General features: G+C 72.2%; 9 protein-coding genes. 2 read left to right on the plus strand and 7 right to left on the minus strand.

Going from position 1 to position 12,309, the window contains the following annotated elements:
- Positions 1-43: 43 nt before the first annotated feature.
- Positions 44-2,035 carry an ATP-dependent helicase gene (locus NP095_RS11620; protein WP_232418734.1) on the minus strand — a complete coding sequence of 664 codons (1,992 nt, stop codon included), beginning with the start codon at positions 2,033-2,035 and terminating at the stop codon, positions 44-46.
- 158 nt (positions 2,036-2,193) lie between these two features.
- Here NP095_RS11620 and NP095_RS11625 point away from each other — a divergent pair, with 158 nt between their 5' ends.
- Positions 2,194-2,439 carry a mycoredoxin gene (locus NP095_RS11625; RefSeq protein WP_232418733.1) on the plus strand — a complete coding sequence of 82 codons (246 nt, stop codon included), beginning with the start codon at positions 2,194-2,196 and terminating at the stop codon, positions 2,437-2,439.
- A 71-nt stretch (positions 2,440-2,510) separates the two neighbouring features.
- Complete coding sequence (locus NP095_RS11630) at positions 2,511-2,951, plus strand: hypothetical protein (protein WP_232418732.1); 441 nt, start codon at positions 2,511-2,513, stop codon at positions 2,949-2,951.
- 16 nt (positions 2,952-2,967) lie between these two features.
- Here the strand turns inward: NP095_RS11630 and NP095_RS11635 are convergent, their stop codons facing one another.
- Genes NP095_RS11635 through moeZ form a run of 6 tightly spaced genes read right to left on the minus strand, consistent with a single transcriptional unit; the run spans position 2,968 to position 12,166 of the window.
- A complete protein-coding gene (locus tag NP095_RS11635) occupies positions 2,968-3,378 on the minus strand; it encodes a VOC family protein (RefSeq protein WP_232418731.1) in 411 nt (136 codons plus the stop codon).
- Between the two features lie 52 nt (positions 3,379-3,430).
- On the minus strand, positions 3,431-4,288 hold the full coding sequence (gene nudC / locus NP095_RS11640) for an NAD(+) diphosphatase (RefSeq protein ID WP_232418730.1): 858 nt from the start codon (positions 4,286-4,288) through the stop codon (positions 3,431-3,433).
- A gap of 3 nt (positions 4,289-4,291) precedes the next feature.
- Positions 4,292-7,420, minus strand: coding sequence for an ATP-dependent DNA helicase (locus tag NP095_RS11645; RefSeq protein ID WP_232418729.1), 3,129 nt, complete (start codon positions 7,418-7,420; stop codon positions 4,292-4,294).
- Complete coding sequence (locus NP095_RS11650) at positions 7,417-10,605, minus strand: ATP-dependent helicase (RefSeq protein WP_232418728.1); 3,189 nt, start codon at positions 10,603-10,605, stop codon at positions 7,417-7,419. The genes NP095_RS11645 and NP095_RS11650 overlap by 4 nt, the downstream gene beginning before the upstream one ends.
- 43 nt (positions 10,606-10,648) lie before the next feature.
- On the minus strand, positions 10,649-10,939 hold the full coding sequence (locus tag NP095_RS11655; protein WP_232418727.1) for an MGMT family protein: 291 nt from the start codon (positions 10,937-10,939) through the stop codon (positions 10,649-10,651).
- A gap of 27 nt (positions 10,940-10,966) precedes the next feature.
- Complete coding sequence (gene moeZ / locus NP095_RS11660) at positions 10,967-12,166, minus strand: adenylyltransferase/sulfurtransferase MoeZ (RefSeq protein ID WP_232418726.1); 1,200 nt, start codon at positions 12,164-12,166, stop codon at positions 10,967-10,969.
- Between the last annotated feature and the right edge of the window lie 143 nt (positions 12,167-12,309).

Below are 12,309 nucleotides of genomic sequence, written 5' to 3' on the forward strand. Positions count from 1 at the left end.
TGAAAGGTCGAAATGGGAGCAAATCTCGGGTGGGGCGAGGACGTCAGGAGTCGGCGATGATCGCCAAGACGCCGTCGCCGTACTTCTCGAGCTTGGACTGACCCACGCCCGAGACCTGGAGCAGCTGCTCGCCGCTGCTGGGGCGCAGCGCGGCGATCGCCTTGAGGGTGGCGTCGTTGAACACCGTGAACGCCGGCTTGGACTCCTCCTGCGAGACCTCCTTGCGCCACGCGCGCAGACGCTCGAAGAGGGCCTCGTCGTAGTCGAGGTCGGGCTCGGGCAGGCGGACCTTGCGCTTCGGTGCGCGGGACACCTGGACCTTCTCGGGCAGCAGCCGGTCGAGGAACCGGCTGGGCTTGCGCCGCGCCTGTCCCCCGGCCTTGCGCGCGGCGGACCACGACACCATCAGGTGCCGGCGGGCGCGTGTGATGCCCACGTAGAAGAGCCGTCGCTCCTCCTCGATCGCGACCGGATCGTCCATCGTCGCCATGTACGGCAGCGTGCCCTCCTGGGCGCCCGCGACGAAGACCGCGTCCCACTCCAGGCCCTTCGCGGCATGGAACGTCGACAGGGTCACCCCGTCGGTCGAGGGAGCGTGCGCCTGCTCGGCGCGGCGGTCGAGATCGGCGACCAGTGCCGTGAGGTCGGCGTCGGGGCGCTCGTGCGACAGGTCGACGGCCATCGTGTGAATCGCCTGCAACGACTCCCACCGGTCACGGACAGCGCCGCGACCCTCGGGCGGGGTGTCGCTGTAGTCCATCGCGGCGAGCACCGCACGGACGTCGTCGGCCAGCGAGCCGGAGCCCTCGCCCGCCCGGGCCGAGCCGCGCAGCAGCGTGACCGCCTGACGCACCTCGGAGCGCTGGAAGAAGCCGGTGCCGCCACGCAGCGAGTAGGGGATCTGCAGGCGGCCCAGCGCCTCTTCGTAGACCTCGGACTGGGCGTTGATCCGGTACAGGACCGCCATCTCGCGGTAGGACACGCCCTGGCGGTGCAGGGCGACGATGCGGTCGGCGATCGCGTCGGCCTCGGCCGGCTCGTCGGCGAACGGGCGGTAGTCGACCGCCGGACCGGGCGAGTTCTGCGACTGCAGCCGCACGCCGAGGGTCACCGACGGCCCACGGCCCGAGAAGACCTCGTTGGCCGCGGCGACGATCTGCGGGGTGGACCGGTAGTTGCGGACCAGCTCGATCCGCGGCGCGTCGGGGAACCGGCGCGTCGTGAAGTCGCCCAGGATCGTGGGCGAGGCTCCGGCGAACGTGTAGATGGTCTGGCGCGGGTCGCCGACGACGCACACCTCGTCGCGCCCGCCGAGCCACAGGTCGAGCAGCGTCGACTGCAGCGGGTTGACGTCCTGGAACTCGTCGACGACGAACCACTTGTACTGACGCCGGATCTCGGCCGCGATCGCCGGGTCGTCGGCCAGGATCGCCGCCGTGATCAGCAGGATGTCCTCCATGTCGATCCGGCCACGGTCGCGCTTGACCTGCTCGTACGATCGCAGGACCGCGCCGACCTCACCCGGATCGATGTCGCCCACCGTCCGCTGGCGACGGACCGCCACGGCGCCGTAGTCGTCGGGGCGCACGTTCGAGACCTTGGCCCACTCCACCTCGGCGGACAGGTCGCGCAGCAGCGCCTGATCGGCGCGGACGCCCACCTGACGGGCGGCCTCGGCGACGAACGCGAACTTGGACTCGAGGATCTGGGGGAACTCGGTGCCGTAGACGCGCGGCCAGAAGTAGCGCGCCTGGCGCAGTGCCGCGGAGTGGAAGGTGCGCGCCTGGACGCCGGCGGCGCCGAGCACCCGCAGCCTCTCGCGCATCTCGCCCGCGGCCTTGACCGTGAAGGTCACCGCGAGCACCTCGGTGGGCTTGTAGACGCCCGTGGCCGTGCCGTAGGCGATCCGGTGGGTGATCGCCCGGGTCTTGCCGGTGCCCGCACCCGCGATGACGCACAGCGGACCGCGCAGGGTCGTGGCGACCTCGCGCTGCTCGGGATCGAGTCCGTTCAGCAGGTCGTCGACGTCAGACATGGTCTCCAGATCGGGTCGGGGGTGGGCAGCGACCAGCGTAGCCCCGCCCGCGGACACCATCGGGCCCCGCACACAGGTGTCCGAGCCGGTGCGGGGAATGGCGGTGGCCTGTGGCACGTTGACCCCGAAGAAGCTTCCGTTCGACCGAGAGGGTCCCGATGTCCGACGCATCGTTCGTCATGTACTCCACGCCGTGGTGCGGCTACTGCCATCGCCTCAAGTCGCAGCTCAAGCGCGAGGGCATCACGTTCGACGAGGTCGACATCGAGCAGCAGCCCGAGGCCGCCCAGATCGTCGAGAAGGCCAACGGCGGCAACCAGACGGTGCCGACGCTGGTCTTCGCCGACGGCACGGCCCTGACGAACCCGTCGGTCGCGCAGGTCAAGGCGCAGCTCGGTCTCTGACACCCGGGGCCGGGCGTCGGTCGCGACGATTCGCCCACGCCCGGCCCGGTACGCCGATATTCTCGGCGCTCGTGACCCAGCCTCCCCAGTCCCCCGACGCGCACGGCCCGGCACCCGAGGACGGCGCACCCCAGCCGTACGGGTCCGCGTCGTACCCGCCGCAACCGCCCTACCCTCCGACCTCGGGATACCCGCCGGTCCAGGGCTACCCGCCCGCTCCGGGGTACGCGACGGCTCACGGGTACGCGCCCCCGCCGGCCCCGAACGGGATGTACCAGGCTGCGGCGATCGTCAACTGGGTCGTGCTCGGCCTGGTCATCGTGGGGACGTGCGGACTCGGCATCATCGCCGCCGCCTGGTTCATCCCGATGACCCTACGGATCCAGCAGGGTGCCAAGGACCGCGAGAAGCACACCGCGCTCGCGGTGTGCACGCTGCTGTTCTGCAACCTGATCTCCGGCATCCTGATCCTGGTCGAGGACGCGAACCGCCCGGCCCGTCCGGCGTCCTGACGTACCCGAGCCGCCCTCAGACGCTCACGAAGAGACAGAACGGATGGCCCTCCGGGTCGGCCATCACGAACAGCGGCTCCTCGGCGTCGTCCGACTGATCCATCAGCAGTGACGCGCCGAGGGCCTCGGCCCGCGCCCGCTGGCGCCACAGCTCGTCCAGGTCCGGGACGGTGCAGTCCAGATGGAGCTGCATCGGCACGTCCGGGTCCGGCCACGTGGTCTGCTCGAGGCGATCGACGCGTTGGAACGCGAGCGCTCCGGAGCCGTCCCGGTGGCGCAGGACCAGCCAGTCGGCGGGGCCCTCGTCCGCCCGCGGCTCGTCGCCGGGCCGGTACTGCAGCCCGAAGAGCTCGCGGTAGAACTCGGCCGTGCGTCGTACGTCGGTCGCGTCGATGACGGTCTGGCGCAGTTGCGGGTACGCGGTCATGTCCGCATGGTCCTCGCAACGGCCGACGGTGACAACCGTTCGGCGCAGCCGGTCAGCCGGGAAGCTCGCCGCCGTACCACTGCTCGATCAGCCACCGCGAGATCGAGACCTTCGGCGGAGGCAGCACGATCCCCTCGGACTCGATCGCCGCGGCCAGCTCATCGCGGGTGAGCCAGAGCGCCTCGGCGATCTCGGTGTCGTCCAGCACCAGGTCGGTCGTGGTGGCCCGGGCGTTGAATCCCAGCATCAGGCTCTGCGGGAAGGGCCACGGCTGGCTGGCGAGGTAGGTGGCCTCGTCGACGACCAGCCCGACCTCCTCGGCGACCTCGCGGCGCACCGCGTCCTCGAGCGTCTCGCCCGGCTCGACGAAGCCGGCCAGGGTCGAGAACCGGCCCTCGGGCCACGTGGGGTTGCGCGCCAACAGGACGCGATCGTCGTCGTCGGTGACGAGCATGATGACGGCGGGGTCGGTGCGCGGGTAGTGCTCGGTGCCGCACGACGGACAGACCCGCAGGTGGCCCGCCTGCTCGGTGTAGAGGTACTCGCCGCAGCGCGAGCAGTACGTGTGCGCCTGCAGCCAGCGGGCCAGGCCCACGGCGTGGATCGCCAGGGAGAGCTCGTCGGGATCGAGCAGCGGCGCGAGCGTGCGGATGCTGACCGGGGCCAGCTCGGCCGGGACCCGCGAGACCGCCACGGCGGCGTGGCGCCGGCCGTTCTGGTCGCCCAGCAGGATCCACTCGCCGTCGGGCGCCTCGTCGACCGGGACCCACCGCAGAGCGGGTCCGTCGATGGTGGCGACGTGCTCGCCGCCGAGAACCAGGACTCTCAGATCCGGGGTCCTCCACAGCTCATCGCGTCGCCGCAGGTTTCCCGCCCGGTCGTGCCGGGCCCGGTCGAACGCGAACTCCACGCTTCACCGTAACCCGAGTCGGGCCTCGAGGGCCTCTCGGTCGGGCAGGTCGGCGAACGTGTGCGACTCGCCGAGCCGGACGTAGTGGAAGGTCCCGACCACCCGCTGCGGGTCGATGCCCTGCAGTTCCGCCCACGCGAGGCGGTAGAGCGCGAGCTGCAGCTCGTCCGCGTCGGCCACCCGGTTGGTCTTCCAGTCGACGACCTCGAAGCCCTCGGTGCCGTCCTCGAGCCGCATCGGGAACACGGCGTCGATCCGCCCGATGATCTGCTGACCGCCCAGGCGCAGCGTGAACGGCGTCTCGACGGCGACGGGCTCGCGGCCGGCGAACGGTCCGGACTCGAAGGCCTCTTTCAGCGCGTCCAGATCGGACTCGTCGGCCACCTCGGCATCGCCGCGGCCGGGCAGCTCGTCGGGGTCGAGCAGGGTCTGCTGGCCGTACCGGGCCTCGATCCAGGCGTGGAACCGCGTGCCGAAGCGTGCCGCCGCCGAGGGTCGCCGGGGCATCGGCCGCGCCAGCGAGGCCACGAATGCCTCCTCGTCCTGCGCCAGCGCCAACACGTCGGTGGCCGAGAGCGAGGCGGGCAGGTCCACCACGACCTGGTGCTCGGCTCGGGCCCGGGCCTCCTCGAGCAGCAGGTCGAGGTCGGTGCGCAGCTCGGCCAGGCGTGGATCCGCCTCGACCGGCAGCGCCTCCTCGCCGGAGAGGTGCTGGCGGACGGCGTCGGCGAGTGCGCGGCGCTGCTCGAAGGAGGTCAGGGCGACAGGCCACGGCACGGTCTGGTCGACCAGGTGCGGGTTCTGGTCGTCGTCGGCCGGGGGCTCGGCCCACGTGATCGGCGCGGTCCCCCGCTGCGCCAGCCAGTCGCGGACATCGACGAGGAAGGCCGACTCGGCGCGGGGGCGCAGCTGGGTGCGGCCCCAGCGGTGTCCGCTGACGTGGAGGCGGCGCTTCGCGCGGGTGAACGCCACGTAGGCCAGCCGGGTCTCCTCCATCAGCGCATCGCGCCGGGTGTCCTCCTCGAAGGCCTTCTTGGCCGGGCTGGTGAACTCGGCGATCTGCGGCACGAAGTCGACGTCGCCGCGCAGCGGGGCGGGGAGCGCCTTGGCGACGGTGGGCCATCGCGAGCGCCCGCGACCGGACGGGAAGACGGTGCCGGAGACGAACGGCACGAAGACCTCCTCGAACTCCAGGCCCTTCGCACGGTGAATCGTCAGCAGCTTGATCGAGTCGGCGTCGGACGGAGCGCTGAGCTCCATCCCCTCGTTGTACTCGCGCTCGGCGTCGAGGTGGGCCAGCAGTCCCGGCAGCGAGGCGTACCGGTCGTGCTGGGCGTAGTCGCCGATGGCGTCCATCAGCAGCGCGAGGTTGTCGGTGGGCACCCCCGCGACCGGCAGCTCGACGTCGAGGTCGAGCTCGGTCACGACCCGACGGGCGAGGTCGAGCAGCGGCTCGTGGGCGTGACGACGCAGCCGACGCAGCATCGAGGCGAGGTCGGCGAAGCGACGTCTGGCGTGCTCGGAGTACGGCCGGTCGCCCGGGTCCTCGACGGCCTCGGCCAGCGAGACGATCTCGGTCGGGTCGACGCCGGTGGTCGCCTCGTCGAGCGCGGCCTGCAGGACGGCGTCGGGGTCGCTGCTGTCGACCTGGTCGCCGTCGCGCCACATCCGGCCCAGCTCGGCGGCTCGCTGGCCCAGCAGGGCCAGATCGCGCTCGCCGATGCGCCAGCGCACGCCGGTCATGAGTCGCAGCAACGCCGGGTTGGCGGTGACGTCGTCCAGGATCGCCAGGACCGAGAGCACGTCGACGACCTCGGGCTGCTGGAGCAGGCCGGTGAGGCCCACGATCTCGACCGGCAGTCCACGTGACCGCAGGGCGCGGACGATCTCGGGGTTCTCGTTGGTGGTGCGGACCAACACCGCGATCTCGCGCCGCGGCACGCCGCGCTCGACCGAGTCGACGACGAGGTCGACGAGCGCTTCGATCTCCTCGGCGACGCCGGTGTGCAGCGCGACCGACACCTCGCCCCGGGGGTTCTCGGGGGCGGCGCGCAGCGGCGTGACGATGTCGGAGATGCCCGGCGAGCCGTAGTACTCGCGTGCCACGTAGCCGGCCAGGTCGATGATCTCGGGCGCACAACGGCGGGTGACGTCGAGGCTGAACAGCCGCCCCTTCTCGCCGTCGGCGCCGGGGAAGTCGTCGAGGAACGCGGTGAGGTTGCCCGAGGCGGCGCCACGCCAGCCGTAGATGCCCTGGGCCGGGTCGCCCACGGCGCTGATCGGCCGCCCGGCGAACAGCGACTGCAGCAGATCGCGCTGGGCGACCGAGGTGTCCTGGTACTCGTCGAGCAGGACGACGTCGTACCGCTCGCGCAGCACCTGCTGGACCTCGGGCAGCGTTGCCAGCTGGGCGCCCCAGGCCATCTGGTCGGAGAAGTCCATGACGCCGGCCTCGGCCTTGGCCGCGCGGTACTCGTCGACCAGGTCGGCCAGCTCGTCGCGCTTGAGGCAGGCCGCGACGATCTCGTCGTGCCACTTGAGCGGCTTCTCGACCGACTGCGCCCGCTCGACCGTGGTGCGGTCGAACTCGCGCAACTCCTCGGTGGTGACGAGGTGCTCGGACAGCTGACCGTCGAGGTCGAGCAGGTCGCCGATCACGGTGGGCAGCCAGGCCGAGACGTGGCGCAGTGGGCCGTCGTGACCGCGCGCGACCCGGGCCGCGATCTGGAACCGGGTGGCGTCGGCCAGCACCCGCAGGTCGGGCTCGATGCCCATCCGCAGGCCGTGCTCGGCGATCAGCGTGCCGGCGAACGCGTGATAGGTCGACACGGTCGGCTCGCCGAACTCGGAGAAGTCACCCACCTTGTCCAGCGAGTCACGAACGCGGCCGGCCAGCTCGGCGGCCGCCTTGGACGTGAAGGTCAGGCCGAGCAGCCGGTCGGGCGCGTACCCGAGGTGGCCGACGAGCCACACGACTCGTGCGGCCATGACGGCCGTCTTGCCCGCGCCGGCGCCCGCGATGATCGCCTGCGGCAGCGCCGGGTCGGCCGTGATCGCGGCGAGCTGCTCGTCGCTGAACGGGATGCCCAGGATCGTCTTCAGGTGGTCGGTGTCGCGCACGAGCGGCGTCACTGCGGCCCTCCGATCGTGGGTCCGGTGAAGACGGGGCACAGCGGCTGGAAGTCGCAGAAGCCGCAGTGGTCGTTCGGCCGGGCGACGAGCTGTTCGTCGCGCACGGTGCGGGCCGACTGGGTCAGCAGGTCCAGGGCGAAGAACGGCTGGTCGCCGGACTCGCTCGGCGCTGCCTGCGGCTGGACCTTGGGCGAGTCGGGGTCCTTCGCGCCCGCCGGAGTGCGCAGCTGCACGAGCTCGGCACCGCCGGAGCGGGCATCCGTGATCCCGAGGGACTCGACGGCGCCGTGCTCGACGGCCACCTGGTAGATGCCCAACTGCGCATGCTCGGCGATCTTGCGCGGCGCCGGGGCGTTGCGGCTGGTCTTGAAGTCGACCACGTGGACACGACCCTGCGAGTCGATCTCGACCCGGTCCATCGAGCCGCGCAGCAGGACCTCCTCGCCCCCGACGACGACCGTGGCCGTGAAGGCATGCTCGGCCGCGAGCGCCGTGCGCGGATTGGCGCGGTGCCAGCGCGCGAAGCGCACCAGAGTCTCGTGCGCGGCCTGGCGCTCGCGCTCGCCCAGCCAGGCGGCCTGGTGGTCGAGCCGGTGCCAGACCTCGTCGAGGCGGGCGGCCATCGCGACCTCGTCGGGCTCGACGCCGCGCTGGACGACGTCGGCGGCCAGCGCGTGCACGATCGAGCCGAAGCCCTGCGCGGACGTGGACGCGGACTCGCCGTGGGCCTCGCGGCCGAGGAACCAGCGCAGCGAGCAGGCGGTGATCCCCTCGACGGCGGACCCCGACAGTGCCAGCGGCTGGTCCTCGGGCCGCCAGGGCGTCTCCGACCTCGAGGTCTCGGCCAAGCCCCACCACCGGTCGGGATCGGCCGGGCGGGTGAGCGCCAGGTCGGCGCGGACGATCTCGGCCAGCATCGCGGCGGTCTCGTCGCGCACGACGGGATCGTCGGTCTGCTCGCCGATGCGGCGCAGCTCGGCGACGACCCCACGCAGCGACACCGGTCGGACCGGTCGGCCGAGCGGCAGGGCCTCGGCATCGCCGAAGCCCGCGGTCAGCAGCTCGGACACGAACCGCGAGGGCTGATCGCCGTCGTCGGTGGGCGTCTGGACGGCCGTGACGACGAGCCGTCGGGTGGCGCGCGTGCAGGCGACGTAGAACAGCCGGCGCTCCTCGCGCAACTGCTCGCCACGCGAACCCGGAGCGACGGGTCCGTCCAGGTGCTCGGACCGCAGCAGGCTGCCCCGGCTGCGCAGGTCGGGCCATCGCTGGGCCTGGACCCCCGCCACGACGACGAGCGGCCACTCCAGGCCCTTGGAGCGGTGCGCGGTCATCAGGCGGACGGCATCGGGCCGCGCGGCGCTGGACTCGAGCTGGTCGGCCGGGATCTGCTGGGCTCGCAGCTCGGCGACGAAGTTGACGGTGTCGCGGCGCCGACCGCCCTCCTCGGCCCGGGCGGCATGACGGAACAGGGCGCAGACGGCGTCGAGGTCGCGGTCGGCGTGGGCCCGGCCCTCGACCGTGCCCCACTGCTCGCGCAGCCGGGTGGGCCAGCGGGTGCCGTCCCACAGCAGCCACAGCGCCTGCTCGGGCGGCTCACCGCGGCGCAGGATGGCAGCGGCCCGACCCAGCAGCGCCGCGAGGTTGCGTGCGGCCTCGACCGCGTCGGCCGTGGAGCGGTCGGTGGTGGACAGGCCGAGAGCGGCCGGGTCGTGCAGCGAGGCCGCGACGAGGTCGCTGGACGGCGTCTCGGGATCGCGGCGACGCAACGCCCGCCCGAGCCGTCGCATGGCCGGACCGTCGAGGCCGGCCAGCGGACCGGTCAGCAGCGCCTCGGCCATCTCGGCGTCGAGCGCCTCCTCGCGGGCGATGCGGTCGGCGGCCTCGAGCGCGAGCAGCAGGCTGCGGACGGCCGGCTCGGCCACGAGCGGCACCTCGTCACCCGCCACCTCGACCGGGACACCGGCGGGACCCAGCACCCGCTGCAGCCGGGTGAGATCGGCCCCCGTGCGCACCAGGACGGCCATGTCGGACCACGCGAGTCCGTCGTCGAGATGGGCACGGCGCAGGGTCGCGGCGATGTGCTCGGCCTCGGCCGTGGCCGACGCGTAGGTGGCCACCTCGACCCGGCCGGGCTCGGGCGCGACCGACTGCAGGTTGCGGTGCCGCTCGGCCGCCCGCGCGTCGAGGCCCGGCGGGATCGGCGGATGACCCAGCGCGACACGCGCCGCCTCGAGGATGCGCGGACCGAAGCGCCGCGTGGTGGTCAGGGCGACCGTGGGCGCGGGCCGCCCAGCGGTGGAGAACTGCTCGGGGAAGCGGGTGATCGCGCCGGGATCGGCCCCACGGAAGCCGTAGATCGCCTGATCGTGGTCGCCGACGACCACGAGGTCACGGCCGTCGCCGGCCAGGTCGTGCAGCAGCCGGACCTGCAGCGGATCGGTGTCCTGGTACTCGTCGACCACGACCAGCCGGAACCGGTCGCGCAGCACGCGCTGGTGGTCGCGGTCGCTGGCGATGGCGGCGGCGCGCGTGACCAGGTCGGTGTAGTCGGTGCGGTTCTGCAGGTCGATGACCTGGTGGTACTCCTCGATCGCGTCGGCGACCCGCGCCCACTCGGGACGCTCGCGGGTGGCGGCGAGGGCACGCAGGTCGTCGGGATCGAGACCGCGGGTGACCGCCGCCGACATGAAGGACTGCAGCTCGGCCGCGAGGCCGCGGGTGCCCAGCGCCTCGCGCAGTGACGCCGGCCAGCTGGACGCGTCGTGGCCGCCGAGCAGGTCGGCCACCACGGCGTCGCGGGCCGGCGCGGTCATCAGCTCGGGCGGGGCGGCGAACGCCTCGGGGTCGCTGAACTCGCGCACCAGGGCGTAGCAGAACGCGTGGAAGGTCATCGCCGCCACGGTGCCCGACGTGCCGGGCAGCCGGCGGCCGATCCGATCGCGCAGCTCGCCGGCGGCCTTGCGGCTGAAGGTCAGCACGAGGATCTGGTCGGGGGTGAGCTCGCCGGACTCGATCCGGTCGACGACGACCTCGACCAGGGTCGTGGTCTTGCCCGTGCCGGGCCCGGCCAGGACGAGCAGCGGGCCACCCCGGTGATCGACGACCGACTGCTGCGCCTCGTCGAGCCGCGGCGGGTCGGCACGCACGCCTTCGGGGCGCTTCAGGACGAAATCGACGGGCACGTGCCCATGGAACCAGACGGCACCGACACATCCCCCGGACGTGTCAGAAGTCCGGCGCGAGGGCCTCGACGACCACCACGCGACCGTTGCGGACCGGCGTCCCCTCGTCGCGCCAGTGCTGCTGGGCGTCGACGATCAGGTGCGGCGGCAGCGTCCCGTCGGCGCGGACGACCCGCCACCACGGCACGCCGTGCCCCTCCAAGGACATGACCCGCCCGACCTGGCGCGCGCCCCCACGGCCGAGCCGCTCGGCGATGAGGCCGAAGGTCGCCACGGATCCCGATGGGATCTGCTCGACGACCTCCAGCACCGCCTCGGTGAACGACTCGTCCATGGGGTCATCCTCCCGCGGGAGGACCGATCAGTAGGTGGGCTGGCTGGGATCGATCTGGTTGACCCACGCCACGACGCCGCCGCCGACGTGCACGGCGTCGGAGTAGCCGGCGCCCTTGAGCACGGCCAGCGCCTCGGCCGAGCGCACGCCCGACTTGCAGTGCAGGACGATCTGCTTGTCCTGCGGCAGCCGGTCGAACGCCTTGCCGGCGAGGACCTCGCCCTTGGGGATCAGCACGGAGCCCGGGATCTTGTTGATCTCGTACTCGTTCGGCTCGCGCACGTCGACCAGCACGAAGTCGCGCTGGCCCTCCTCACGCTCCTTGAGCCAGCCCTCCAGCGTCGACACCGAGATCGTGGCATCGGCGGCCGCGTCGGCGGCCTCGGTGCTGATCGCGCCGCAGAACGCCTCGTAGTCGCCCATCAGCTCGGTGGGCAGCACGCCGTTGGGGTCGCGACGGACCTTGAGCGTCGTGTACCGCATCTCGAGCGCGTCGTAGACCATGAGGCGGCCGATGAGCGGGTCACCGATGCCGGTGATCAGCTTGATCGCCTCGGTGACCATGATCGAGCCGATCGAGGCGCACAGGACGCCCAGCACGCCACCCTCGGCGCACGACGGGACCATGCCCGGCGGCGGCGGCTCGGGGTAGAGGTCGCGGTACTGCGGACCCTCCTGGGCCCAGAACACCGACACCTGGCCCTCGAAGCGGTAGATCGAGCCCCACACGTAGGGCTTGTTCAAGATGACGGCCGCGTCGTTGACGAGGTAGCGCGTCGCGAAGTTGTCGGTGCCGTCGAGGATCAGGTCGTACTGGCTGAAGATCTCGAGCACGTTGTCGGTGTCGAGGCGCACGTTGTGCGTGATGACGTTGACGTACGGGTTGGTCTCGGCGACCGACTCCGCGGCGCTGATGACCTTCGGCTTGTCGATGTCGGACTGACCGTGGATGACCTGACGCTGCAGGTTCGACTCGTCGACGACGTCGTCGTCGATGATCCCCAGCGTGCCGACACCGGCAGCGGCCAGGTACAGCAGCGCGGGGCTGCCCAGGCCACCGGCGCCGATGACCAGGACCTTCGCGTTCTTCAGGCGCTTCTGACCCGTCATGCCCACATCGGGGATGATCAGGTGGCGGCTGTAGCGACGGACCTCGTCGACAGTCAGTTCATCGGCGGGCTCGACCAGGGGCGCGACCACGGGCTTCTCCTTCGGTTGCTTGCTCACCGGTGCACAACCGGGAGCAGGACTCCATTGTTCCTCGCCCGTCCCAGCATGTGGCGCCGCGTCCGCAAGATGGACAGCCGGCCACCGACCGTGCGGCGCCCCGCGGCCCCGGCGTTGAGAGCGACCCGTCGGTAACCTCCCGC

It is taken from the genome of Aeromicrobium duanguangcaii, from assembly GCF_024508295.1.
Taxonomy (GTDB): domain Bacteria; phylum Actinomycetota; class Actinomycetes; order Propionibacteriales; family Nocardioidaceae; genus Aeromicrobium; species Aeromicrobium duanguangcaii.